The sequence below is a fragment of the Streptomyces nanhaiensis genome (assembly GCF_046614825.1).
GTDB lineage: Bacteria > Actinomycetota > Actinomycetes > Streptomycetales > Streptomycetaceae > Streptomyces > Streptomyces radiopugnans.
The window spans coordinates 1-23,078 of sequence record NZ_JBKJFM010000001.1 but is presented as its reverse complement, the minus strand read 5'-3'; the positions used below and the strand labels follow the sequence as shown (position 1 = coordinate 23,078).

The window sequence follows — 23,078 nt, the reverse complement described above, 5'->3', positions numbered from 1 at the left end:
TAACCTCCTAAGTTGCTTAGTTGGAGGCGTCGGTTCCGTGGAAGCGCGAGTGCGGTTCGGCGCTGTGAAGGTGGGTGCACCGCGGCTCTGGCCGGCATCAGCGGCCGCTGATGCCGGCCAGAGCCGAACATGCTCTCGGTGGCGCCTGCCTCGGGTGCGATTCCGTCCGGGAGAGGGTGCCTACCCGATGCCCGTCATGCAGCCGACCAGCAGCGGAACCAGAGGCATAGCTCCTGCGGCGGCCGCCACGGAACCCCGGAATGCGATGTGCGGGCGCTGCTGTGGGGTGAGCAGCCGCCGCAGGCGGACCAGGGCGCTCGGACCGCCCACGGCGAAGGCGCCTGCGGGCGCCCCGCCCGCCACCATCTCGTACATCGCCGTGGCCAGCACCTGGCGCGGCTGACGACGCAGCGCCCGGTCGTCGGCGATCATCTCCAAGAGCATGGAGGTCTGCTCCCTGGAGTGCCAGGCCAGCGGCAGCCGCCGGAAGACCTTCGAGAATGCCTCGGCCGCGGCCAGTGCCAGATGGTGGCGGCCCGCAACGTGCGCGCGTTCGTGTTCGAGTACTGCGTCGAGCTGCTCGGCGGACAGCAGCCGTAGGGCACCCGCGCTGACGACGATGCGCGGGCTGTGCCCGGGAAGGCAGTAAGCGGCGGGCCGGTCGTGCTCGAGGACAGTGGCACGCAGCTGCGGCGAACGTCGGCCCACCACGTCCAGGACCGCCCGGTGGCGCGAGCGGACGCGCCGAGCCCGCAGCACTTCGAAGGCGAGGCACCCCAGGACGAGGAGCACCACCGATAGCGGCAGGGCGATGGCCAGGAAGTCGGCGATCGTGGGGTCGGGGGTGGCTGTGGTGGTGATCAGACCGCATGAGTGCAGCAGACCGACCAGTCCAGCGTGTACGTGCTCAACCGGAGTGGCGAGGTGGTAAGCAGCCAGTGCGACTGCCAGGGTGAACGACACGGACAGCCCGTGCCAGACGGACAGGGCCAGTACCGGTGCGCGATGCGACCAGGTGCCGCGCAGTATCAACTTCGGCGCGAGGAACCCGACCGCGGTGGCGTAGCCGAGCAGCGCGGGAGCCGCGTTCATGAGCGGTTCTGACGCCCAGTGGTGCGCAGGGCCTTGCGCAACGCACTGATCTCGTCGGAGTTCATCCGCTGGACAAAGTGGGTCAGTGCCACCGGGCGGTCCTCGCTGGCACCGAGAGCTTCCTCCATCAGGGCGGCCGAGTACTCCTCACGGCTGCGGACCGGAGTGTAGACCCAGGCGCGGCCCTGCTTTCCGCGCAGCAGCCAACCCTTGTTGTACAGGATGTTCGTCACCGTCATCACGGTGTTGTAGGCGAGTGGCCGCTCCTTGTTGATGTCGTCGACGATCTCCCGCACCGTCGCCGGGCGCTTCCATCGCCACAGGCGGTCCATGATCTCAGCCTCGAGCTCCCCCAACCGCCGCATGGTCACTCCTTCTCCGCTGTGAAACGCAGCCCCATGGTAGAACGCCCCTTCGGCCGTCTGGTCTCCTCATTGCGATGGATCTTGCGGGGTGATGAACGGCCATGGCGCGCTTGGCTCGCTCATGGCGCATGCGGGGAAGAGGAAGTTGTCCGCAAGCGGAGGGTGTCTCGGGCGGTGTCGACGGCAGACAGGGCGAGGACCACTGTGTGCGGTAGGCCCCGCACAGTCCTCAGTCTCGGCCGTGTCCGCTGGATTCGAACTGGGCACCGGCATGGCCGTCAACTCTGTCCCGCCCGAGCGGGCTGCCGTACATCTGCGCCAAGCCCTCGCATCCCTGCCGCAGTCGTTCACGCAGCGACACCTGTCCAGGTGACTGAGTCGGCCCGGATGCCGCGTTTCCCTGTGTGCCGCACCTCGGGTTTTGTCGCCATGGGGATGGGTACCGAAAACGCTTCGCCTGGTACAAGTCGTTTTGCCAAGGAGGCGCGGCCAGTGTCCCACTCGGCGGATCTCCACGGTCACCACCGGCACGGTCCGGCCGCCGCGGACAAGGAGCGCAGCACGGCGGTGTTGGACGTGCGCGGCATGGTGCGGGCCTCGCAGCAGAGCACGGTCGCCGCCGCGCTGGGACGGCGTCCGGGGGTGCTGGAGGTCGAGGTCAACCCGGTCGCGCAGTCGGCCACGGTGGTCTTCGACCCGCGGCGCACCTCGCTGGCCGAGCTGCGCCGGTGGGTGACCGAGTGCGGCTACCACTGCGCGGGCCAGTCCGTGCCCGCCCACGTCTGCGACCCGATGGAGGAGCCCGACCCGGCCGACGAGCACGCCGGGCACGGGGGCCGTGGCACGGGGACGGCCGTGGCGCCCGGGCCGGCGGAACACGCCGGGCACGGTGCCGGGACGACCGAACCGCCCGAGCGCGTCGACCACGCACGGCATGAGCGGCACGCGGAGCGCGAGGGCCGCATCGGGCCGGAGGGGGAGCTCTCGCCGCACGAGGTGATGGGCCACGGCGGCCACGGCGGAATGTCGATGGCGGCGATGGTGGCCGACATGCGCAACCGCTTCCTGGTGGCGCTGGTCTTCTCCCTCCCCATCGTGGTCTGGTCGCCGATCGGCGAGGACGTGTTCGGCCTGCACGTGCCGGTGCCCTTCGGTCTGCGGCAGGACGTGTGGGCGCTGCTGCTGAGCCTGCCGGTGATCCTCTACTCCTGCACGGTCTTCTTCGACGGCGCGGTGCGGGCCCTGCGCAACCGCACCCTGGACATGATGGTGCTGGTCGCGGTCGCCATCGGCGCCGGCTGGCTGTACTCCCTGGTCATCACCCTCACCGGGGGCGGAGAGGTCTTCTACGAGGCGGCCACCGTACTGGCCACCTTCGTGCTGCTCGGCCACTGGGCGGAGATGCGCGCCCGCGGCGGCGCCAACGACGCGGTGCGCACCCTGCTGGACCTGGCCCCGCCCAAGGCGCTGGTCGTCCGCGGCGGGGAGCCGGTGGAGGTGCCCACCGCCGAGATCGCCGTCGGCGACCTGCTGCTGGTCCGCCCCGGCGCGAAGATCGCCGTCGACGGCGTGGTCGAGGAGGGCGAGAGCGAGGTCGACGAGTCGATGGTCACCGGCGAGAGCCTGCCGGTGCACAAGGCCCCCGGCTCGGAGGTGGTGGGCGCGACCATCAACACCCACGGCACGCTGCGGGTCCGCGCCACCAAGGTGGGCTCCGACACCGCGCTGGCGCAGATCGTCCAACTCGTCCAGCAGGCCCAGAACTCCAAGGCACCGGGCCAGCGGCTGGCCGACCGGGCGGCGTTCTGGCTGGTCCTGGTCGCCCTGGTCGGCGGCGCGGCGACGCTGGCGGTGTGGTGGCTGGTCGCCGACCGCTCCTTCGGCACCGCGATGCTGTTCGCCATCACCGTGGTGGTGATCACCTGCCCGGACGCGCTGGGCCTGGCCACCCCGACCGCGATCATGGTGGGCACCGGCCTGGGTGCCAAGCGGGGCGTGCTGTTCAAGAACGCCGCCGCCTTGGAGACCGCCGCGAGCGTCCAGACCGTGGTGATGGACAAGACCGGCACCCTCACCCGGGGCGAACCGGAGGTCACCGACGTGGTCACCGGCGAGGGCCGGCAGGAGGACGAACTGCTGCGGTTGGTCGCGGCGGTGGAGCACGAGTCCGAGCACCCGCTGGCCGAAGCCGTTGTCCGGCGTGCCCAGGCGGCCGGCGTGGCGGCGGCACGCGCCCGGCACTTCGAGAACGTCCCCGGCCACGGCGCGACGGCGGTCGTCGACGGGCACCGGGTCGCGGTCGGCAACCGCCGCCTGATGGAGCGGGAGGGCGTCGAGCTCGGCCCGCTGGCCGTGCGCCGGGACGAGTTGGCCGCCGGCGGCCGTACCGTCGTCATCGCCGCCGTCGACGGCCGGGCGGCGGGCCTGATCGGTCTCGCCGACGCGCCCCGCGAGACCGCGGCGAAGGCGGTGGCCGAACTGCGCTCCCTGGGCGTGGAGACCGTCATGCTCACCGGCGACAACCGGGCCACCGCCGAGCACATCGCGGGCCGGCTGGGCATCGACACCGTCATCGCCGAGGTCCTGCCCGGCGACAAGGCGGCCAGGATCGCCGAACTCCAGCGGGAGGGACGCACGGTGGCGATGGTCGGCGACGGTGTCAACGACGCCCCGGCCCTGGCCCGGGCCGACCTGGGCATCGCCATCGGCGCCGGCACCGATGTCGCCATCGAGACCGCCGACCTGGTCCTGGTGCGCTCCGACCCCCTGGACGTGCCCACCGCGCTGCGCATCGGCCGCGGAACGCTGCGCAAGATGCGGCAGAACCTCGGCTGGGCCATCGGCTACAACGCCGTCGCCCTGCCGATCGCCGCGGGCGTCTTCGAACCCGCCTTCGGCCTGGTCCTGCGGCCCGAGATCGCCGCCCTGTCGATGTCCGGCTCCAGCGTCATCGTGGCCGTCAACGCCCTCGCTCTCAAACGCCTCCGCCTACCCGAAGCGGCACCCTCGCCCGCCGAACCATCGCAGGTCCCGGCGGCCCGCGGTGCGGCGAAGAGCACCACTGGTCGCGGCGCCCGGTGATCTCAGGCCGCCTTGGGCACGCTGCCCCGGCCGACCGGGTGGGTCATGAGGGCCGATCGGGCGGATGGGCGGTCCGGAGGGGTTTGCAGGCGTAGCCATCGTGACAAGGGATCGCGCGGCTGCTCTCCGGCCGTGTTGCCCTCTCGCCACCCCGAAACAAGGAAGCTCATGAAGCCATCGATCGCCCGCCAGGGCGCCGTGGCCGCCCTGGCGGCCCTGGCCTTCACCCTCACTCCCGCGACTGTCGCCTGGAGCGCTCCGGCCGAGACCCCGGCCGCGGAGCAGAACAAGGCCGCTCACCTCCAGCCGCTGCCGACGTCCCCGGTGGCGTACGAGTTCGGCGAGACCCTGGCCAAGCTGAGCGGGAGAGAGCTGGAGGTCACCTTCCTCGCGGCGATCATCCCCCATCACCGCGATGCCGTCGAGATGGCCCGGCTCGAACTCGAACGGGGCGTCGACCCGCGCATCCGCGCCCACGCGGAGAACATGATCGCCAACCAGCGGCACCAGATCGAGCAGTTCACCCGCTGGCTGCAGGAGTGGTACGGCCTCACCCCGGAGCAGGCCTTGCGGGAGGCCCCGGAGGAGGCGCGCAAGGAGATCGCGGCCATGGAGGAGGAGTCGCGGCGCACGATGGCCGAGCTGCGCGAGGTCCCCGCAGGTAAGCGGTTCGACATCGAGTTCGTGCGGCGGATCATTCCCCACCACAACTCCGGGATCATCGAGTTCCTCGAGCCGCAGTCCCGGGCCGACCACGCCCACCTGAAGGTGGCGGCGACCACGGGCATCATCACCCAGGAGGCGCAGATCGCGGACTTCCGCACCTGGCTGTCCGAGCAGGACGGGTGACGCGCGAGCCGGAGACGGAGCAGAGGCGGTCCGGTGTCGGAGGATGCCGGACCGCCTCTGGCGTTCCTTGATGGTCGGCGCCCCGGGCGGCCGGCCGTCGTCTGGAGCGTGCCGGCCCGGTTCAGTGGGCGTCGCCCTGCATCGCCAGGCGCTGGGTGAAGGTCTTGCCGCCGTCTTCGGACTCGTAGACGCCGCCGGCGGTGGCGGCCAGGATGTGGTCGGAGTCGACCGCTGTCAGGGCCTGGGGCCGGCCGCCGGGCACGGTACCGGCCTTCTCCCAGCTTTCGCCGCCGTCGGTGCTGCGGTGCAGCACGCCGTCGAGGTCGATCCCGTACAGCTTGCCCCGCTCGGCCCAGGACAGGTACGCCAGGACGCGACCGGCTCCGTCGGTGAAGGTCTTACCGCCATCGGTGCTGCGGGCGACGCCGTGCTCCGTGGTGGCCAGGACGGTGTCGGGGTCCTCGGGGCTGACGGCGATGTCCAGGGCTGCCAGTTCGGCGCGGTCCTTCCAGGTCGTGCCGTCCTTGCTGACGCGCAGCAGTCCGCCTGTGCTGTCGTAGCCGTAGATGGTGCCGTGCGCGTGCTCCAGGGCGTGGAAGTCGGCCTCGCCGGCGAGGGAGAGGCTCCGCCAGGTCTTCCCGGCGTCGGTGCTCTTGATCAGCCCGCGGTTGGCGTGGTCGTCGCTGCCCTCGGCGGGGTGGCCGCTGCCGAGGAAGGTGTCGGCCCCGGTGATGGTGAAGCCCATGTAGTCGGCGGCGTCGCTCACACGCTCAAAGGAGCCGGCGTCGTCCACGGCGACGACGCCGTGGTGGGTGGCGACGTAGAGCCTGCCGTCGCCGGGATTGACGCCGAGCCCGTGGACGTGGCCGAACTCGGCGCCGGGCGCGGGGGAGTGCCCGGCGGAAGAGTCTTCGTTGCCGTTCGAGTCACCGGAGCAGCCGGTCAGGACGGCCACCATCAGGGCGGCCGCCGCGGCGGCCGTGGCACGGTAGCAAAGAGGCATCGGGAAGGTCCTTGCGTCGGCGTCGTGCGGTGTGCGGCCGGCGGCGGCACGCCGCGCCGGTACGGCCGGGCCGGAGTGTTCGCGGCCGGTCACAACCTACGCCGTTCGTCGTCCGAGGCGGTGCGGGGGTGCCGCAGGGTGTTCTCCAGCGGCAGGTCTGCGCCCGGCCTTGTGCCCACCGAGGCCGCACCGCAGGGCGGTGCGGAGCGGCGGAATCGACACCGCCGTCGCCGCACGGCATGGGGCCCGGAGGCGGACAGCGCGCCGATCACCCCGAACCGCGGCCTCCTCCAAGGACGTGATCCCAAGGGCGGGGCGGGCCGTCTCGGTCCCGCCCCCGCGCCGCGGGAGCACCCCGATGGGTGAGCGAAACCAGCCGGTGCCGACAATGGTTCCGGACAGGCCGTGCCGGGATGGGTGCGGAGCCGGCGACCGGTACCCCTGGAGAACGTGTGACGAGTGGACGCGGACGACAGTGGCCGCCGTGCTGTCCGGTCTGGGAGGACCGGGACCGCCATCGGTGGATGGGCCCCCTGGTGGCCGCCGGGATCACCGCGGGCGCGGTGCTGGCCGTCGTCGGACTGCCTCCGGTGGATCTGCACGGGCCGTGGCACTACCTGGGGGTGATGGGACCGCTGTGCGGCGGGACCCGTGGCGTGCACGCGATGCTGTTGGGACGACTGGATGAGGCGTGGCGCTACAACCCGCTCAGTCTCGTGCTCGTCCCGGGAGCCGTTCTCGCGCTGGTGCGTGAAACCGTCGGCCGGGTGAGCGGCCGATGGCTGAACCTGCGGGTGACCCACCGTCGGGCCGCTCTCCTCCTAGCGCTGCTGCCCCTGACGGCTCTGACGGTCAACCAGCAGGCACACGCCGACCTGCTGCGCACCGGTCCGGAGAGCGGAATGCCGACCGGGCTGCTTCTGTACGCGGCTGCCGCGCCGCTGATCGTGATCGTCCTGGCCGTGCGGTTGCGCTCACGGCGGCGAGCCGATCCGTCCTGACGACGGGCGTGCGAGCACGGGTGTCACGGCCCGCCGCCCATGCCGAACATGGTGGTCACCGTGTCGCCCGGAGCCCGTATCGAGCCGACGGCACGCCCGGTGACCGTGTGCCACGTGGGTTCGCACCTGGTCGACGCACGAGACGGTTCTCCTCGTTCGGCCTCTCGCACCGGGCGATGAGGGCGACCGTCCCAGATGCTCGACGGCGGTGCGGTGTTCCGCCGCGGTGGTGACAGGGGACAGCTCCGCCGGTCACCTCCGGCACGCATGCGAAAGAGCCGCTCTGACGGCTCGGCGCTGCCACCCGGCCGGATGAGGGCACTCACAGCCCGGCCGGTGGTGCGGAGCGGGGCCGGAAGCGGTCCGGACGCGCCTCCTCGTCCGTTCCCACCCCCGGCGCGGAGTTTTTCGTGCGATCGAACTGGCCAACCAATACCTGCAGGGGGTACCTATCCGATACTCGAGGCATACCCCCCTCCGGTACCGGAGTGCATGATGTCGTCTACCTCGTCCCCACCGAATCCGCGGCGCTGGAAGGCGCTCTGGGTGATCGCCCTGGCCCAGTTCATGGTGATCATGGACACCTCGGTCATCGGTGTGGCGCTGCCCCGGACGCAGGTCGACCTCGGGTTCTCCCAGAAGAACCTGTCGTGGGTGTTCAACGCCTCCGTCATCGCCCTCGTCGGAGCCCTGATCGCCTGGCTCACCCTGCGCCCCGCGCCCGCCGCAGCGACCGCGGAGCCCGAGGCCGGGCAGGGGCCGTCCCGGACGGCCGAAGTCCACTGACGCCCCGCCCGTGTCCGATCCGTCCACCGATGCCGCCGAACACGGACCGCGGTCCGTGCCCGGCGGCACCCGTACCTTCGGGAGTCCTCCGTGCAGGAGATCGAGGCCTACGGCACCGCCTGGTGCCCGCAGGTGAAAGAGGTCCTGGCCCGACTCGACCATGCCGGCATCGCCTACCGCTACCACGACATCGACGCCGACAAGAAGGCCGCGAAGACGGTGTACCGCCTGCAACGCGGCACCCGTCGCGTTCCCACCCTCGTCCTGGCCGACGGCACCGTCCTCGTCGAGCCCACCGACGACCACCTCCGCGACCGTCTGGCCACCGCAGCCGGTACAGAGCAGAAGGAGGAGACGACGTGAAGGCCATCCCGACGGCCGCCGACCTGCGCCGTGTGGCGAACCATCCGGCCACCCGCTGCCTGCTGGCCTGCCTGCTCACCGCCATGGCCCGCCGGGCACAGGAACAACCTCACCCTCCCGTTCGGAAGAACACCTGCTCGTCCTGACGGTTCCCAGGCCGGTGACGGATGGAGGGGCCGCCACGACGATGCCGTCGTGGCGGCCCCTCCATCCGTCACCGGACACGGCACCTTCATGACCCGTCCGGGGATCGACGAGGCTTCAGCCCAGGGTGGCCAGGAGTTCGTTGCAGGCCTGCTCGCAGCGGCGGCACGCCTCGGCGCAGATCCGGCAGTGCTCGTGCATGTCGGCGTGGCGCTCGCACTCCTCCGCGCAGGACTTGCAGACCATGGCGCAGGCCTGGAGCTGGGTGCGGGTGATGTTGGCGTCGTAGCCGGTGTGCCGGGAGAGGATCTTGCCGGTGGCCTCGCAGATGTCCGAGCAGTCCAGGTTGGTGCGGATGCACTTGCGCAGCTCGGCGACCATGTCCTCGGACAGACAGGCGTCCGCGCAGGCGGTACATACCTGAGCACAGTTGAAGCATTCGGCGATGCAGCGCTCCATGGCCTCGCGGTTCACCCCACCCAGGTCGGCCGGGTAGGTCCGCAGCATGTCCCTGACCATCGTGGTCATGACCGTCACCCTCTCTATACTCCACTACTGGCGCAGGCCGAGCCCGCGGCATGACCTTGGAGGAGTAACCCCGACAGGGACATCTCAAACCGGTGGCCGGACCCGCTCGGCGACGGGTACGAACACCGTCCCCGAGCCACTGCGAAAGACCCACACCGGTACCGACATCGGCGAGACCGGCTCCGGCCCTCGCCGACCATCGCCGCCGCCCTCGCTGCGGGACGCCATGGGAGCGCGCCCGCAGCGAGGCCGGACACCGAGCCGCGTGCGCACCGCGATCACGCGGGCCGTCTCCGCTTCCGCCGTTTCGAGAGATGGGAGGGGCAGGGCGGCTCTACGGTGCGTGCGACCGTACGCGCAGCCCGTACCCGGTCGTGCCCCGTGGCTTGTACACCGCCAGGACCGTGGCCGCGAGCAGCACCAGCAGACCGCCGCCGGAGTGGAGCGCGTGGGTCGGATCCCGCAACTCGCCGGGCACGGCATCGGCGGGACCCGTCCGCGCGGCCACGTCCGCGAAGTGGCCGATCGACCGCGCGTACATCAGCAGGACCAGGGTCGCCAGGACGGTCAGCAGGAGTTTCGCCAGCACCCAGTAGTGCCGCAGCAGACCCCACGCGGTGCCCAGCGAGCAGACCACCCCGGTCAGCAGCGCGGCCAGGCTCGCCGGGACGATGACGAAATCGACCGTCAACTCCATCGCCGGATACACGGCGCGGACCGTCTGGGCGTCGTGTCCGGCCAAGGCGGTGAGGGCGAGCACCAGGTAGACGACGACCGCTCCGAGCCAGCCCACCGAGGAGACGATGTGCGCGGTGAGCGCGAACCTGCGGCCGCGCGGAGCCAGAGCCATCACCGGCCGCCCGCGGGCAGCGCCCGGCCGTCGAGGACAGAGGGCGCCGCGTGGCTCTGCGTGGCCCCGGAGGGCAGATGGCGGCCGGGACCGTGCTCGCCTCCGCTGAGGAGCATCACCAGGACGACCAGCGCGACCAGGACGGCCGCGACGATTCCGGAGACCTTCACCCAGCGCGGTATGCCGGGGCCGGGTGCGTCGGCGGCTCCCGTTCCGGGAGCGTTGTCGGCGTCGGGGCGGGGGGACGGGTCGGTCATGGGTCGTCATCCTCTGCTGGGCTCGTCGGGAGATCGATCTTTTTCAAGACACTCTGTCGCTCTCGATCCACACTGTACAGACCCCGTCGTCACACATACTGGGGTGGTGCCGAAGCTGTGGGACGAGACGATCGAGGCGCACCGCGCGGCGGTGCGCGACGCGACCCTGGACACCGCCGCGGCCCTGGTGGCCGAGCACGGACCGGCGTCGGTGACCATGTCCCGGATCGCCGAGCGGACCGGCATCGGACGCGCGACGCTGTACAAGTACTTCCCGGACGTCGGAGCGATCCTGACCGCCTGGCACGAACGCCAGATCGCCCGCCACCTGGATCACCTCGCCGCGGTCCGCGACCGGGCCGGCAGCCCTGAAGAGGGGCTCGAAGCGGTCCTGACGGCCTACGCGCTCCTCTCCTACGAGCACCGCGAACACCACCGCACCGAGATCGCGGCACTCCTGCACCACGGCGAGCACGCCCTGCGGGCGCAGCAGCACCTGAGGGACTTCGTGCGGGACCTGCTGGCCGAGGGCGCGGAAACGGGCGCCATCCGCGGCGACATCGCCCCCGGCGAACTCGCGGGCTACTGCCTCCACGCCCTCACCGCGGCCGGCGGCCTGCCGTCCAAGGCGGCGGTCCACCGCCTGGTCACGGTCACCCTGGCCGGTCTGCGGCCCCCGCGCTGACCAGTTCCATCACCGAGGCGAGACCCAGCCCCGGGGCTTTTCCGTTGGCCTTCGTCGAGGGGGCTGCGGCCGATGGTGGTACAGAGCGCCAGCGACGGTCAGACCGCCGGGCCCGGCCGACGAGTGACCGACGGCCAAGCCCCGGCGTCACCTCTTCGGAGCGGCCCCGCGCTCGGCGAGCATGTCGGCCATCAGGTTCATCTCCGACTCCTGTGCGTCGACCATCCCCTGAGCGAGTTTTTGTGCCTTCGGCACCTCGCACTGTTGGACGCAGCCGTGGGCCATCCGCACCCCGCCCTGGTGGTGCTCGGTCATGAGCTGGAGGTAGAGGACCTCGGCTTCTTTGCCGCCGGCCTCACGGAGCTCGTCGAGTTGGGCCTCGGTGGCCGTTCCGGGCATGAAGGCTCCGTCGCGAGCTTCGTGCGCGGAGTGGTCCGACTCCATCCACGCCATGGAGGCGTTGCCGGAGATCTTGCTGAGGTTCCACAGGTCGAGCCACCCGAGGAGCATGCCGCGCTGGTTGGCCTGCGTGTTGGCGATGTCGTACGCGAGGAGGCGGACGTCTTCGTCGTCGGTGCGGTCACGGACGATGAAGGACATCTCCACGGCCTGCTGGTGGTGGACGGCCATGTCGCGGGCGAACCCGGCGTCGGCGGAGTCGTCGGCAGGAGTGCTGTCTTGTCCGCCTCCTCCGGTCGTGACGATCAGGGCCGGCGCCGCCAGCACCACGGCGAGGGCTCCGACGGCCACGACCGTCCAGTGCCTGCCGCGGCGCCGGGGGCTGATGGTGCTGTCGGTCACGCCGAACCTATCCCGCCGGTGCAGGCCGCGCCGGGCTCGGGCGTCTGCTCGCCTTGGACGTACTTGCCGAGGAACTCCTCCACCCGCGGGTCCGAGGCCTTCTCCACGGTGAGCTGGTGGCCCCACGCGGTGAGGGTGATCGCCCCGGGCTGGTCGGGCAGGGGGCTCATCAGGGTGTAGGGGGTCTTGCCGACCTTCTCGCTGAGCTTCTTCACCTCCGCCTCGGCGGCCTTGTCGTTGTAGGTCACCCAGACCGCGCCGTGCTCGAGCGAGTGGACCGCGTTCTCGTTGCCGATCGGCTTGTCGTACACGTCGCCCTGGCAGTTCATCCAGGCCTGGGCGTGGTCGCCTCCGGCGGGCGGGGTCATCGGGTAGTCGACGGCCTCGGTCACATGGTTGCGGCTCAGCTCGTCCGGGTCCCAGGTTTTCTCGCCCCTGACGGGCCCGGCCGAGGCGGACGACACGGTCGACTTCTCGTCGGCCGCGCTGTTGATCAGGTAAGTGGCGAATGCCACCAGCGAGACGACCACGACCACGCTGGCGGTGATCGTCAGAATGCGGTTGCGGCGTTCGCGGGCCCGTTCGGCGCGGCGCATCTCTTCTATGCGGGCGCGGCGTGCCGCTGACTTGGCTTTCGATCCCATGGCATGTCCTTGTCCCCGCCGCGCTCGGATGCGGCGGCGGTGGTGTGAGGAGGAAGGGCGGATGTCGCACGGTGCACCGGTGCCCGGGTATCGGGATGCCGCGGTGCCGTGGTGGGCCGGCGCGGGAGCGCGCACTCCCGCAGGGCATCCGGCCTAGATCCTCTGCACCTGAAGGACGTGCAGGTCAGGAGCGTGGTAGCCCGCCGGGCGGGAGAAGGGGGGACTCGAGCCGGTTACAGCCGCGGTCTGCGGCAGGCAGGGCGCGATGGTCGGGCCGGAAGGGGCGGGTACGGAGAGGACGGCGGCGGAACGGTGGGCGGCGGGCCCGCAGCAGGTGGTGCCGCTCGGGCAGTCCTCCCGGCTCAGGGTCGTCGGGCTCTGCCCCGCCGTGGGGTCGGTGCCGTGGCCGGTCGTTACCGTGGTGCTCTGGTCGGACGTCCCGATGGTCAGGGGGAGACCGCCGTCGTGGTGAGCCACCGTGCCGAGACACATGAACAGGGCCGCCAGCAGCGTCACCAGGGCGTAGCCGAGCGCGGCGGGGCGCACGGTGTGCCGCGTGCCGGCCCGACTGTTTCGCCCGGTGTTCATCGTCGCAGATGGTAGCGTCCGAGGCGTCAGCCCACAGAGCCCCCTTTAGAACTCGACCCCGGTCAGCATGGCGGCCAGGCCGACCACGGCCAGGGCCAGACCGGCCGCCCGCCAGGCGGGCCGGTCCGCGCCGGGCAGGGGCAGGCCCAGCGGGTCGGCGGTCGGGGCCGCCGCACCGGCCAGGACGACGCTGGCGTCGTCCTGGCCGCGCGCACCAGTGCAGCGCACCGACGGGGAGACGGATCCCGCCGTCCCCGGTGCGGCGCCGCTGCACACCGATGCGCACCACGCCGTCGAGCAGCAGGAACACCGCGAACGGCGCCGGCGTCGCCCAGGCCACCGCTCTTACCCCGCCGCCGGCTGCTTGACGGCGACGCCGAGCAGGTAGTCGCCGCGGATCCGGGTGAACGCGCCCGTCACCTTCAGGCCGTGGCGCGGGAGCTCGGTGAGGAAGTCGCCGGCGGTGAAGCGGTCGTGTTCCGGGTGGTCGGACAGCAGCCGGTAGGAGGGGCGGGCCAGGGCGTGCGCGGTGACCTCGTCGAAGACGAACACCCCGCCGGGCCTCAGCACCCGGGCGGTCTCGGCGACGGCCGCGCGCCAGTCGGGGACGTGGTGAATGACCGCGAAGTCGAACGCCGCGTCGTAGGTGCCGTCCCCGGCGCCGAACGCCGCCTTCAGATCGGTGGCGTCCCCCACCTCCAGGCGGACCCGGCCCGGCCGGTGCACCAGGCGGCGCCGGGCCCTGGCCACCATGCCGGGGTCGAGGTCGAGCGCGTCGACCCGGGCCGCGCCGAAGCGGTCGAGGATCAACCTGGTGCCGTAGCCGGACCCGCAGCCGATCTCCACCGCCGCCGAGTCGGGCGGCAGCGGGCCGCCGGCCAGCCGCAGCAGGGCCGGGACCTCATAGAGGCGCTGCAGCGCCCGGCGGACGGGGCTGTTGACCGCCGCCTTCTCGATCCGGTTCATCAGCATGGCACGACCCCATAGACGACATCGGTGATGACAGCTGACATCGCCCCATGACGATGAATAGCGCGGAGACCGCACCGGCGGCCACCACCGCAGGCGGGGCGCCGTCGGCGGCGTGGCCCTGTTCCGCTCGCTGGGCGTCCCGGCCCGGCTGGCGATTCTGCGCCGCCTGGCCGAGGGCGAGGGCGGGGGACGGATCTGGTCACCTGTGTGGGGCTGGCGCAGTCCACGGTCTCGGCGCACCTGGCCTGCCTGCGCGACTGCGGCCTGATCACCTCCCGCCCCCAGGGGCGGGCCTCGCTGTACTCGCCGGCCCGCCCCGAGTTGCTGGACCTGCTCGCCGCCACCGGCGAGGCCGTCGACCTGTGCCCCACCTACGGCACCCACCCCGCCCCGGCCGCCCCCGAGGAGCCCGCCCGATGAGCACCACGCCGACTGCTGCCACCACGCCGGGTGTGACGGCCCGGCCGCGCACCGCGCGGTCGGATACGCGAAGTTCACCATCGGCTACAACGTCGTCGAGGGCATCATCGCCGTCTCGGCCGGCGTCGTGGCCGGGGCGGTCCCCCTGGTCGGCTTCGGCATCGACTCCTCCATCGAGGTCGCCGCCGCCGTGGTGGTGCTGGTGCGGCTGCTGGCGGAGATCAAGGGCGGCGAGCCGGACGAGGCGAGGAGCGGAAGGCGCTGAAGTTCATCGCCCTCACGTTCTTCGCGCGCTCGCCGCCTATGTCGCCGTCGAGGGCGTCCGCGACCTGGTGGCCGGGGAGAAGCCCGACACCTTGCTCGTCGGTATCGTCCCGACCGGCGTCTCCATCGTGATCATGCCGTGGCCGGCGCGGGCCAAGCGCAAGGCCGGATTGGAGATGAACTCCCGCCTGGTGGTCGCCGCCGCCGCCGAGACCAAGCTGTGTGCCTGGCTGTCGGTGTCCGCCTTCGCCGGCCTGCTCGCGTTCGCCGCGTTCGGCTGGACCTGGCTGGACCCGGTCGCCGGATTCGTCATCGCGGTCTTCGCCGTCATGGAGGGCAGGGAAGCCTGGGAAGGCGAACTCGTCTGCGACGACGGCTGCGAAGGCGACGACAAGCCCGCCGCCGAGGCCGGTACGTCGTCGTACTCGGACGGCCGCAAGTGACCGCCTCACCACCACAGCCTGGCCGCTCTCCCAGCCGGCCTCGACCTCGTGGCCAAGGCCTGGGCCGAGCGCGCGCTGCCCGGAGCGCCCCGTGAGGGCGGCCCGCTGGACCTGCGTCCGGCCTTCAACCTCGGGGTGGCGTTCTCCTTCGCCGCCGACGCCCCCGTCTGGACCGTGTTCGCCGTCACCGGTCTGATCACCGCCGCGATCACGGTCGCGCTGTGGCGTACCGCTGCGACAGCCCGCCCCCGTGGGGCACCGCGCTCGCGGCGATCCTCGGCGGCGCGGCCGCCAACGTCACCGACCGGGCCGCCGACGGAGTCGTCACCGACTACCTGCTCGTCCCCGTCCGCGACGAACCCCCTCCACGCTTATCCAGCCGCCTCCCGTGCCTTGCGGGAGCGCTGCCCGTGTCCGGACCACACCTCCGGGGGGTATCGGAGGGCGAGGCTGGGGGAGGGGCCTTGGCCGACCGCGGCAGGCCCTACGATGGGCGCATGACCAGCAGCACCCGCGCATCGAGCCGCCCCGCCGGGCGCGGCCTGGTGCTGCTGGTGATGGCGGTGCTGGCCGGCGTGCTGGGCATGCACGCCCTGGCCCCGGGCGGGACGCTTTCCACGCTCCCCGATGCCCGGCACGCCCTGGTGGCGGCCCAGCCGGCCGATGCGCACCAGGCGAGCGGGGACTGCTCACCCACCGACGGCGGATCGGGCCACCTTGAGCACGCGGACGAGACCTGCGCGGCGGCCGGGATCGGCACCGCCTACGCCCCACCGAGCCTGAGCGCCGCCGTGGTGGATGCGCCCGCCGCCGCGGCACCGTCCGGCAGCGCGGTGCGGTCGGCCGTAAGCGACCGCGCCCCGCCCGACCTGGCCGAACTGCAACTCCTGCGGATCTAGGACGCCCTCGCACGGCACCCCTCTTCGGTCCCGGCCCGGCCGGTGACGCGGTGCCGCGCTCCCGCACCCCCTCACATCCGTAATCCCCGCACGCCCCGCAGGCGTGCGTACCAAGGAGTTGCACCACCATGACCGCACACCGTTCCACCCTGCGCCGTACCGCCGCCGCCGCGGCCGCCGCGGCCGCCGCGCTGGTGCTGGCCGCCTGCGGCGCAAGCGACAACGGCTCGGCCGGGAGCGACGGCGGCGCCTCGCAGTCCCCGGCCGCCTCGGCGTCCGCCTCCCAGGGGGAGCACAACGCCGCCGACGTCGCCTTCGCCCAGGGGATGATCCCCCACCACCGCCAGGCCATCGAGATGGCCGACCTGGCGCCCTCCCGGGCCCAGTCCGCGGAGGTGAAGAAGCTCGCCGAGGAGATCAAGAAGGCACAGGACCCGGAGATCAAGACGCTGACCTCCTGGCTGGAGTCCTGGGGCGAGGAGGTGCCCGCCGAGGGCGCCATGGACCACTCCGCGCACGGCATGGACGGGATGATGACCCCCGAGCAGATGGAGGAACTGGAGAAGGCCTCGGGGAAGGCGTTCGACACCGCGTTCCTGGAGATGATGATCGAGCACCACGAGGGCGCGGTGGCGATGGCCAAGACCGAGCAGGCCGACGGCGCCTACCCGCCCGCCAAGGACATGGCCGAGGACATCATCACCTCCCAGAGCGCCGAAATCGCCCAGATGAACAAGCTGCTCGGCAAGAACTGACCGGGCCGGCCCGACGCAGGGGTGGGCGCCCCACCGGGCGCCCACCCCTGCCGGCCCCCTGTGCCCTACCGCTCTTCTTCCGACAGCCTGGAACCCCACGTGAACACGCCTACCTCCATACCGCGACGCCGCCTCGCCGCCTGCCTCCTGGCAGCCATCGGCCTGCTGCCGGCCGCCTGCTCCACCCCCGACACCGGTCGGAACCCGGCGGCGCCCGATCCCGGAACCGGACATCTGCACGGCCTGGGCGTCGACCCGGCCGACAACACCGTCTACGCCGCCGGCCACCACGGCGTCTTCCGCCTGACCGGCGGGAAAGCGGTCCGAGTCGCCGACCGCTACCAGGACACCATGGGCTTCGCCGTGACCGGCCCGTCCACCTTCCTGGCCAGCGGCCACCCCGCCCCCACCGACCCCGACGCCCGCTCACCCCACCTGGGCCTGATCCGCAGCACCGACGCCGGCCGCACCTGGCAGACCATCTCCGCCGAAGGCGAAGCCGACTTCCACGCCCTGCAGCAGGCCGGCCCCATCCTCTACGGCTACGACAGCCAGAGCGGGCGAGTGTGGGCCAGCAACGACGACGGCCGCACCTGGAACCAGCGCGCCGAGCTGCCGCTGCTGGACCTGGCCGCCCACCCCTCGCGGCCCCGGGAGGTATGGGCGGCCACCGGTGAGGGCCTGGTCCGCAGCACCGACGGGGCAGCCACCTTCCGCCCCGTCACCGGCGTCCCCGCCCTGGCCGCGGTCGACGCCCCCGAAGCCGGCCGACTGGTCGCCCTGGCGACCGACGGGCGTGTGCTGAGCAGCCGCGACGGCCGGGCGTGGACGGAGGCCGGGCGCCTGCCCGCCGGCGGGCAGGCCACCGTCCTGACGGCCGTCAGCACCGAGCGTCTGCTGGCCGCCGACGACACCGACACCGTCTACCAGTCCACCGATGCGGGCCGCACCTGGACGGTGCTGCACCGTCCGCCTGCCGGGTAGGAACACCCTAGGGAATACCCGCCGGGGGTATAAGTTGGTGAGTGCGGGTCCGGGAACGGGCCCTCACCGGACGGGAAGGGGGACGACGCGTCATGGACCACATCGGCCACAACCACGCAGCTCACGATCACACCAAACCCGACCACACGGAACACCGGGACCACCACATCCACGACCACCACGCGGGGCCCACGGCGACCACGGGGCCGCCCATGGCGACCACACGGCAGCTCGCGGTCACCACAGGGCCGCCCACGGCGGCGAGTACGCCGCACCCCACGCCGGACACGTGGGCGCGCCGTGGAGCACCGCGGCGAAGGCGACGCTGCACTGCCTGACCGGCTGCGCCATCGGCGAGATCCTCGGCATGGCGATCGGCACCGCTCTGCTGTGGGGCAACGTGCCCACCATGGCCCTGGCGATCACGCTGGCGTTCCTCTTCGGCTACTCCTTCACCCTCGTCGCCGTCCTGAGGGCCGGGGTGGACCTCAAGGCCGCCATCAAGGTGGCGCTGGCCGCCGACACGGTCTCCATCGCGATCATGGAGCTGGTCGACAACGGCATCATCGCCCTCACCCCCGGCGCGATGGACGCGCACCTGACGGACGCGCTGTTCTGGTCGGCGCTGCTCGGCGGATTCGCCGTCGCCTTCCTGGTCACCACGCCCGTGAACAAGTGGATGATCGGCCGCGGCAAGGGCCACGCCGTCGTCCACGCCTACCACCGACCAACCTGTGCGCCCCGCGGAAGCTGCGGATGGGGTGCAGTCGCCGCGTGCAGCAGCATCAAGGAACACAAAGGAGGGAAGCGACCACCACGCCCTTATTCTGCGCGGCGGCGGTTGTGGAGCGAGCGCCACGCTGCGGCTGCCCACCGGCAGTCTTTGGATGCGGCTAGGCGAGTGGGACACGTCGGGCATTCAGGCGAACCACGCGAATCCGCTGTGGTTACCGGTTGGTTGTGAGGAAAACGTCTCTTCGGCGCTGTGCCACCAAGCCGAGAGATCGGAGCGTCCATGAACCGTCGGATACCCGTGGGCCGTGCCTGCGCGGCCACGCTGATGGTCGCCGGCCTGGCCCTTGCAGGAGCACCTGCCGCCGTCGCGGACGGCAGCGGCGAGTTCGACGAAAAAGAGTTCCTGACCATGACCGTCGACCACCACTTCGGTGGGGTCCGCGTGGCGGAGCTGTGCGTGGACAAGGCGACCCGGGCAGACCTGAAGGGCCTGTGCGGGAAGATCGAGCGGGAGCAGTCCGAACAGGTCGGCACGATGCGCTCGTGGCTGAGAACCTGGTACGGCACGGACGAGACCCCGAGCGTACCGCCGGAGACCCGGCCGATGCTGGAGGAACTCTCCGGCCTGTCGGGCCGCACGTTCGATGTGGCGCTCTCCCGCCACTTCGCCCAGCACCATCGTGAGTTCCTGCCCGACGCCGACAAGTGCCGCAAGCACGCGAAACACGCCGAGCTGCGCGCCCTGTGCGACAGGATGTATGAGACCCAGGCCGAGGAGATCGGCAAGTTCGAGGCAGTCATCGCCGGAAAGCCGATCACGGTGAACACCGGCCAGGGCGGCCTGGCGGCAGCAAGCGCGAAGGACGACAGCGCCGGCACGGCCGGATGGCTCGCCGCCGGCGGCGTGGCCGCGGCGCTGGGCACCGCCGTCTTGGGCCGGCGCATGCGCCGCCAGTGACCCACCGGCACGCCGGGCACACTCTCTGGGCGCTGGTCACGCTCTTGCTATGGGTGGTCCCCCTTGCCACCGCCAGCGGCCCGGCCCGCCACGTCTCCACAGCCGGGGCGGCACCGGTCCCGGTGCCGCCCCGGTCGGCTGCCGCGCACACGCCGCCGGTAGACGGTGAGGCGCCGGTGCGCCTGACCCTGGCCGCGGTGGGCCTCGACGCGGCGGTGGTGCCCGTCGAGGTGGGGACCGACGGGAGTCTGGCCGTGCCCGGTGACGGAAACGCGGCCGGCTGGTGGAAGGACACCGCGATGCCGGGCAGCCGCCGAGGCAGCGTTGTCATCGCCGGGCACCTGGACACCCGCCGCGGCGCCGCAGTCTTCGCACCCCTGGTCCGGGCCAAGCCCGGCGACGTGGTCACGGTCGCCACGGTCTCGGGCACGGTCGACTACCGGGTGCGGGCGGTCACCGTACGCCGCGGCTCCGCTCTGCCCATCGAGTTCACCACCACGACCGGCCCGCCCCGCCTGGTACTAGTCACCTGCATCGGGCCCTACCGGGAAGGCAGCGGCTACCGCGACCGCCTCTACATCGACGCCGCCCCCGCACCAGGCCCAAGTCGGTGACCCCGGCAGCCTGCGGCCGACCGGCACTCTTTCACCTCGGGGAACAGTGGTTGTCGGCAGGTTGGTCTTGATCAGCAGAGGGCCCCGTCGTTGGGTGAATTCCAGGGGCCCTCAGCCATCTGCGGAGATCAGCCGCAGCAGTCGCAGCCCGAGCGGCGGCCGCACGCGTCCGCATCGGCCACGGTCGGGTCGGTGCCTGCCGCGGTCGGGATGGAGGGTGCGCAGCAGCCCTTGCCCTGCCAGGCTTCGCGGCCTTCCCTCACGGCGATGGCGGCGATGAGTAGCGCGGCGATCGGGTCGGCCCAGGACCAGCCAAGGCCGGCGTTGAGGACCAGGCCGGCCAGCAGCACGGCGGAAAGATAGGTGCACAACAGGGTTTGCTTGGAGTCGGCGACCGCGGAGGCGGAGCCGAGTTCACGCCCGGCCCTGCGCTGGGCGAGGGACAGGAACGGCATGACCGCCAGCGACAAGGCGGCCAGCACGATCCCGGGAAGGGAGGGCTCGGCCTCACCGGTGCCGGTCAGCGCCCGGACCGCATCGACGGCGACGTAGGCGGCGAGCGCGAAGAAGGAGACCGCGATGATCCGCAGGGTTCTCTTCTCCCGCGCCTCGCGGACGGCGTGGTCGGCCGCGGAGAACTGCCAGGCGACCGCCGCGGCGGAGGAGACCTCGATGATCGAGTCCAGGCCGAAGCCGATCAGCGCGGTGGAGGAGGCCGCCGTCCCGGCGGTGAGGGCGACGATCGCCTCGATGACGTTGTAGGTGATCGTCGCGGCCACCAGCAGCCGTATCCGGCGGGCGAGGACGTCGCGGCGGGCCGGGGACGGGCCGAGGGATATCGCGGTCATCAGCAGCACCCCTTGGTCTCGGCGTCCGGGCAGGTGCGGTCGGTCTCCACGGCCACCACGGCGGTGCGCAGGTCGTCCAGGGCGTGCCCGAGACGGGGGTCGGCCAGTGCGTAGCGGGTGCGGCGCCCCTCGGGCACGGCGACGACCAGGCCGCAGTCGCGCAGGCACGCCAGGTGGTTCGACAGCCGGGTGCGGGAGATCTCCAGGGCGTCGGCCAGATCGGAGGGGTGGGCCGGGGCCTGGCGCAGGGCGAGCAGGATGCGGCAGCGGATCGGGTCGGCCAGCGCCCGGCCGAACCGGGTCAGGGCGTCGAGGTCGGTGGCGAGGCTCAACATGGACAAGACGATACACGGATGCTTGAATTCAGGAAATCTTGAACTGTTGGAGGTTCTCCACCGTGCTCCGCCGCACTCCCATGCCCGCAGCCCTGCGCGCCGCCTACGCCGCCGAGCTGGCCACGGCTCGCTCCACAGGTCCGATGGCCGACCGGTGGCGTGCGGTGGAACGCGCCCACATCCTGTCCCAGCCCTGGCCGGGCGCCCATACCCGTACCCACGCGGTGATGCTCCGCCTTGCGGTGCGCGACCGTGACCTGCGCGAAGTCCTCGGTCAACTCGTGCGCCTGGTGGTGGCCGCGCCCGGCTCGGCGGCCGGGAGATATCCGACCGGGAACACCGGCCGCACCCGGGTCGGTCTCACCACTCCCATGCCCATCCCCGAGGATCTCGCCGCCCTGCTGAGCGAAGCCGGGATCGCCCTGCGGCCCAGCGACCCGCGCCCGGACTCCGGCGCCACCGACCAGGGCGGACGGCCCCGGCTGCCGTCGGTCTGGCTGCCGCCCGTCAGGAGACCAGGGCAGCGGTGTCCACCCAGCGGGCCGGCACGCTGAAGGCCGCCAGCTGTTCCAGCGCCTGGTGCTCGGGCAGTTCGGGCGGTCCGTCCTCGTGGCTGTTGGGGTTGCGGATGCCCGCGTAGCAGCCTTCGGCGAAGGCCATGGCACCGCAGTGGACGCTGCGGAAGGTGTCGCTGCCGTCATCGGCCATGAGCCGCAGACGGGGCTGGCCCGCCCTGGGCGCATCCACCGAGAAGACCTGCTGGAACAGCCTGGTCTCGCTCACGTCGCGATGCCCGACCTTGTTCTGCGTCTCGGCGTTGACTTTCGGGGCGGCGGTGACCGCTCGCGGAAGTGGCCGCTGGGCCACAGCGCCCGGGCACCGTCTCACACACAGGGATGCATCGTCGCCGCGCTGAGCCGGGGTGCGTCGTCGCCGAGCCGCCGACGCACCTCCGCGTCCCGCTGCAGGGCGGCGTCCGCGTGCTGGACCGCCTCGCGGTGCTGGCACCAGCGGTTGACGGTCTTGTTCTTGTCCTGCGGAATCTCGGTGCGCCACCGCGGCAGGACCCGGTCGAGGATCTGCTCCACGACATGGGTGCTGGCGATGATGTCCTCCTGCTTCCCCCGGTTGGCCTTCTCGCGGGTGCCGATGGTGCGGAAGCCGACCTTGGCGTGGAGGGCGAGACTGGCGGTGTTCTCAGGGAAGACACCGGCCTGGATCGTCCAGATTCCGGCCTGCTCGGTGGAGGTGATCAGCGCGTCCAGCAGGGTACGGGCGATACCCCGGCCGCGGTGGGCGGGGTGGACGTAGACGGAGTGTTCGACCACTCCGGCGTACGCGGCCCGGGCCGCGGCCGGGGAGACGGCCACCCAGCCGGTCACCGTGCCGTCGGCGCCGAGGGCGACCAGGCGGTGGTCGGGCAGCTTCGCGGCGTCGAACGCCTCCCAGGAGGGGGCGGCGGTCTCGAAGGTGGCGTTGCCCTCCTCGATCCCGGCCCGGTGGATCGCCAGGACCTGCTCGGCGTGGTGGGCGAGCATCGGGGCCAGGGTGAACGAGGTGGGCAACGGGCTCTCCCGCGGACCGAACCGGCCAGTGGGGCAGGGCGGATCCTGCCCGCCCGCCGGTGCGGCCCGCGCACCCGGGGTCTGGCCAGGTCGGGTGCGGCCAGGCGGGCCAGGACGGGTCAGGGGTTGTTGGAGGCGGCGGTGGCGACCGGGTCGTCGGCCATGCCGTCGAAACTGCCCTCGCCGTCCTCGGGGACGGCCTGGCAGCCGGGGCCGAACGGCTTGGAGGTGTCGACCGCGGCCATGTCG

Annotated in this window: 30 protein-coding genes and 4 pseudogenes; 18 read left to right on the top strand and 16 right to left on the bottom strand. The window is 72.0% G+C overall.

The annotated features are described in order from the left end of the window. Positions 1–180 precede the first annotated feature (180 nt). On the bottom strand, positions 181–1,092 hold the full coding sequence (locus ACLIYP_RS00170) for a M56 family metallopeptidase (RefSeq protein ID WP_412711094.1): 912 nt from the start codon (positions 1,090–1,092) through the stop codon (positions 181–183). Next, positions 1,089–1,457 (bottom strand): BlaI/MecI/CopY family transcriptional regulator, encoded by a 369-nt coding sequence (locus tag ACLIYP_RS00165; RefSeq protein WP_412711093.1) that lies wholly within the window; start codon positions 1,455–1,457, stop codon positions 1,089–1,091. The genes ACLIYP_RS00170 and ACLIYP_RS00165 overlap by 4 nt, the downstream gene beginning before the upstream one ends. A gap of 241 nt (positions 1,458–1,698) precedes the next feature. On the opposite strand from ACLIYP_RS00165, the gene ACLIYP_RS00160 reads away from it, so the two are divergent. The 3 genes from ACLIYP_RS00160 (at position 1,699) to ACLIYP_RS00150 (ending at position 5,387) form a co-directional block, all read left to right on the top strand. Further along, complete coding sequence (locus ACLIYP_RS00160) at positions 1,699–1,830, top strand: hypothetical protein (RefSeq protein ID WP_412711092.1); 132 nt, start codon at positions 1,699–1,701, stop codon at positions 1,828–1,830. Between the two features lie 119 nt (positions 1,831–1,949). Next, entirely contained in the window at positions 1,950–4,538 is a 2,589-nt protein-coding gene (locus ACLIYP_RS00155; protein ID WP_412711091.1) for a heavy metal translocating P-type ATPase, read from the top strand. A 168-nt stretch (positions 4,539–4,706) separates the two neighbouring features. Next, positions 4,707–5,387: a DUF305 domain-containing protein gene (locus tag ACLIYP_RS00150; protein WP_412711090.1), complete on the top strand. Its 681-nt coding sequence runs from the start codon at positions 4,707–4,709 to the stop codon at positions 5,385–5,387. A 121-nt stretch (positions 5,388–5,508) separates the two neighbouring features. On the opposite strand, the gene ACLIYP_RS00145 is transcribed toward ACLIYP_RS00150, so the two are convergent. Then, positions 5,509–6,390 (bottom strand): F510_1955 family glycosylhydrolase, encoded by an 882-nt coding sequence (locus ACLIYP_RS00145; RefSeq protein WP_412711089.1) that lies wholly within the window; start codon positions 6,388–6,390, stop codon positions 5,509–5,511. Positions 6,391–6,914: 524 nt separating this feature from the next. Here ACLIYP_RS00145 and ACLIYP_RS00140 point away from each other — a divergent pair. The 4 genes and pseudogenes from ACLIYP_RS00140 to ACLIYP_RS00125 all read left to right on the top strand — a co-directional run bounded on the left by ACLIYP_RS00140 (position 6,915) and on the right by ACLIYP_RS00125 (position 8,686). Continuing rightward, positions 6,915–7,391, top strand: coding sequence for a DUF2752 domain-containing protein (locus ACLIYP_RS00140; protein WP_412711088.1), 477 nt, complete (start codon positions 6,915–6,917; stop codon positions 7,389–7,391). A gap of 495 nt (positions 7,392–7,886) precedes the next feature. Next, positions 7,887–8,087, top strand: a pseudogene (locus ACLIYP_RS00135) (MFS transporter); the annotation flags it as partial. Positions 8,088–8,267: 180 nt separating this feature from the next. Next, on the top strand, positions 8,268–8,540 hold the full coding sequence (locus ACLIYP_RS00130) for a glutaredoxin family protein (protein ID WP_412711087.1): 273 nt from the start codon (positions 8,268–8,270) through the stop codon (positions 8,538–8,540). Continuing rightward, positions 8,537–8,686, top strand: a complete 150-nt coding sequence (locus ACLIYP_RS00125; protein WP_412711086.1) for a hypothetical protein — start codon at positions 8,537–8,539, stop codon at positions 8,684–8,686. The genes ACLIYP_RS00130 and ACLIYP_RS00125 overlap by 4 nt, the downstream gene beginning before the upstream one ends. Before the next feature lie 115 nt (positions 8,687–8,801). On the opposite strand, the gene ACLIYP_RS00120 is transcribed toward ACLIYP_RS00125, so the two are convergent. The 3 genes from ACLIYP_RS00120 to ACLIYP_RS00110 all read right to left on the bottom strand — a co-directional run bounded on the left by ACLIYP_RS00120 (position 8,802) and on the right by ACLIYP_RS00110 (position 10,319). After that, positions 8,802–9,212 (bottom strand): four-helix bundle copper-binding protein, encoded by a 411-nt coding sequence (locus tag ACLIYP_RS00120; RefSeq protein ID WP_412711085.1) that lies wholly within the window; start codon positions 9,210–9,212, stop codon positions 8,802–8,804. Positions 9,213–9,546: 334 nt separating this feature from the next. Beyond that, entirely contained in the window at positions 9,547–10,062 is a 516-nt protein-coding gene (locus ACLIYP_RS00115; RefSeq protein ID WP_412711084.1) for a hypothetical protein, read from the bottom strand. Next, complete coding sequence (locus ACLIYP_RS00110; RefSeq protein ID WP_412711083.1) at positions 10,062–10,319, bottom strand: hypothetical protein; 258 nt, start codon at positions 10,317–10,319, stop codon at positions 10,062–10,064. The genes ACLIYP_RS00115 and ACLIYP_RS00110 overlap by 1 nt, the downstream gene beginning before the upstream one ends. Before the next feature lie 106 nt (positions 10,320–10,425). Here ACLIYP_RS00110 and ACLIYP_RS00105 point away from each other — a divergent pair, with 106 nt between their 5' ends. Further along, positions 10,426–11,004, top strand: a complete 579-nt coding sequence (locus ACLIYP_RS00105; RefSeq protein WP_412711082.1) for a TetR/AcrR family transcriptional regulator — start codon at positions 10,426–10,428, stop codon at positions 11,002–11,004. A 147-nt stretch (positions 11,005–11,151) separates the two neighbouring features. On the opposite strand, the gene ACLIYP_RS00100 is transcribed toward ACLIYP_RS00105, so the two are convergent. From ACLIYP_RS00100 to ACLIYP_RS00080, 5 genes are all read right to left on the bottom strand, one after another. Further along, positions 11,152–11,805: a DUF305 domain-containing protein gene (locus ACLIYP_RS00100; RefSeq protein WP_412711081.1), complete on the bottom strand. Its 654-nt coding sequence runs from the start codon at positions 11,803–11,805 to the stop codon at positions 11,152–11,154. Continuing rightward, a complete protein-coding gene (locus ACLIYP_RS00095) occupies positions 11,802–12,449 on the bottom strand; it encodes a DUF3105 domain-containing protein (protein ID WP_412711080.1) in 648 nt (215 codons plus the stop codon). Before ACLIYP_RS00095 ends, ACLIYP_RS00100 begins: the two co-directional genes overlap by 4 nt. Before the next feature lie 153 nt (positions 12,450–12,602). Beyond that, positions 12,603–13,037 carry a hypothetical protein gene (locus ACLIYP_RS00090; protein WP_412711079.1) on the bottom strand — a complete coding sequence of 145 codons (435 nt, stop codon included), beginning with the start codon at positions 13,035–13,037 and terminating at the stop codon, positions 12,603–12,605. A gap of 45 nt (positions 13,038–13,082) precedes the next feature. Then, positions 13,083–13,265 (bottom strand): hypothetical protein, encoded by a 183-nt coding sequence (locus ACLIYP_RS00085; RefSeq protein ID WP_412711078.1) that lies wholly within the window; start codon positions 13,263–13,265, stop codon positions 13,083–13,085. 117 nt (positions 13,266–13,382) lie between these two features. Then, a complete protein-coding gene (locus tag ACLIYP_RS00080) occupies positions 13,383–14,009 on the bottom strand; it encodes a class I SAM-dependent methyltransferase (protein WP_412711077.1) in 627 nt (208 codons plus the stop codon). A gap of 207 nt (positions 14,010–14,216) precedes the next feature. On the opposite strand from ACLIYP_RS00080, the gene ACLIYP_RS31005 reads away from it, so the two are divergent. The 9 genes and pseudogenes from ACLIYP_RS31005 to ACLIYP_RS00035 all read left to right on the top strand — a co-directional run bounded on the left by ACLIYP_RS31005 (position 14,217) and on the right by ACLIYP_RS00035 (position 20,081). Continuing rightward, positions 14,217–14,429, top strand: a complete 213-nt coding sequence (locus tag ACLIYP_RS31005; protein WP_459076334.1) for an ArsR/SmtB family transcription factor — start codon at positions 14,217–14,219, stop codon at positions 14,427–14,429. Between the two features lie 127 nt (positions 14,430–14,556). Continuing rightward, complete coding sequence (locus tag ACLIYP_RS00070; protein ID WP_412711076.1) at positions 14,557–14,694, top strand: hypothetical protein; 138 nt, start codon at positions 14,557–14,559, stop codon at positions 14,692–14,694. Between the two features lie 67 nt (positions 14,695–14,761). Then, positions 14,762–15,136, top strand: a complete 375-nt coding sequence (locus ACLIYP_RS00065) for a cation transporter (RefSeq protein WP_412711075.1) — start codon at positions 14,762–14,764, stop codon at positions 15,134–15,136. Between the two features lie 497 nt (positions 15,137–15,633). Next, positions 15,634–16,035, top strand: coding sequence for a DUF6153 family protein (locus ACLIYP_RS00060; RefSeq protein ID WP_412711074.1), 402 nt, complete (start codon positions 15,634–15,636; stop codon positions 16,033–16,035). Positions 16,036–16,163: 128 nt separating this feature from the next. Beyond that, positions 16,164–16,790: a DUF305 domain-containing protein gene (locus ACLIYP_RS00055; RefSeq protein ID WP_412711073.1), complete on the top strand. Its 627-nt coding sequence runs from the start codon at positions 16,164–16,166 to the stop codon at positions 16,788–16,790. Positions 16,791–16,889: 99 nt separating this feature from the next. Then, the gene (locus ACLIYP_RS00050; RefSeq protein ID WP_412711072.1) at positions 16,890–17,774 is read left to right on the top strand and encodes a F510_1955 family glycosylhydrolase; all 885 of its coding nucleotides are present in this window, start codon (positions 16,890–16,892) and stop codon (positions 17,772–17,774) included. Between the two features lie 289 nt (positions 17,775–18,063). Continuing rightward, positions 18,064–18,498 (top strand): annotated as a pseudogene (locus ACLIYP_RS00045) (DUF4396 domain-containing protein); the annotation flags it as partial. A 291-nt stretch (positions 18,499–18,789) separates the two neighbouring features. Then, a complete protein-coding gene (locus tag ACLIYP_RS00040) occupies positions 18,790–19,467 on the top strand; it encodes a DUF305 domain-containing protein (protein WP_412711071.1) in 678 nt (225 codons plus the stop codon). Between the two features lie 176 nt (positions 19,468–19,643). Then, the gene (locus ACLIYP_RS00035) at positions 19,644–20,081 is read left to right on the top strand and encodes a class F sortase (RefSeq protein ID WP_412711070.1); all 438 of its coding nucleotides are present in this window, start codon (positions 19,644–19,646) and stop codon (positions 20,079–20,081) included. Between the two features lie 128 nt (positions 20,082–20,209). Here the strand turns inward: ACLIYP_RS00035 and ACLIYP_RS00030 are convergent, their stop codons facing one another. Both ACLIYP_RS00030 and ACLIYP_RS00025 read right to left on the bottom strand, forming a co-directional pair. Further along, positions 20,210–20,929: a cation transporter gene (locus ACLIYP_RS00030; protein WP_412711069.1), complete on the bottom strand. Its 720-nt coding sequence runs from the start codon at positions 20,927–20,929 to the stop codon at positions 20,210–20,212. Beyond that, entirely contained in the window at positions 20,929–21,264 is a 336-nt protein-coding gene (locus ACLIYP_RS00025) for an ArsR/SmtB family transcription factor (protein WP_412711068.1), read from the bottom strand. Before ACLIYP_RS00025 ends, ACLIYP_RS00030 begins: the two co-directional genes overlap by 1 nt. A gap of 62 nt (positions 21,265–21,326) precedes the next feature. Here ACLIYP_RS00025 and ACLIYP_RS00020 point away from each other — a divergent pair, with 62 nt between their 5' ends. Next, positions 21,327–21,818 carry a DUF3703 domain-containing protein gene (locus ACLIYP_RS00020; RefSeq protein WP_412711067.1) on the top strand — a complete coding sequence of 164 codons (492 nt, stop codon included), beginning with the start codon at positions 21,327–21,329 and terminating at the stop codon, positions 21,816–21,818. On the opposite strand, the gene ACLIYP_RS00015 is transcribed toward ACLIYP_RS00020, so the two are convergent. From ACLIYP_RS00015 to ACLIYP_RS00005, 3 genes and pseudogenes are all read right to left on the bottom strand, one after another. Continuing rightward, the gene (locus tag ACLIYP_RS00015; protein WP_412711066.1) at positions 21,772–22,047 is read right to left on the bottom strand and encodes a TIGR02391 family protein; all 276 of its coding nucleotides are present in this window, start codon (positions 22,045–22,047) and stop codon (positions 21,772–21,774) included. The genes ACLIYP_RS00020 and ACLIYP_RS00015 overlap by 47 nt on opposite strands. A 320-nt stretch (positions 22,048–22,367) precedes the next feature. Beyond that, positions 22,368–22,802: pseudogene (locus ACLIYP_RS00010) on the bottom strand (GNAT family N-acetyltransferase); the annotation flags it as partial. A gap of 149 nt (positions 22,803–22,951) precedes the next feature. After that, a pseudogene (locus ACLIYP_RS00005) lies at positions 22,952–23,078 on the bottom strand (fasciclin domain-containing protein); the annotation flags it as partial.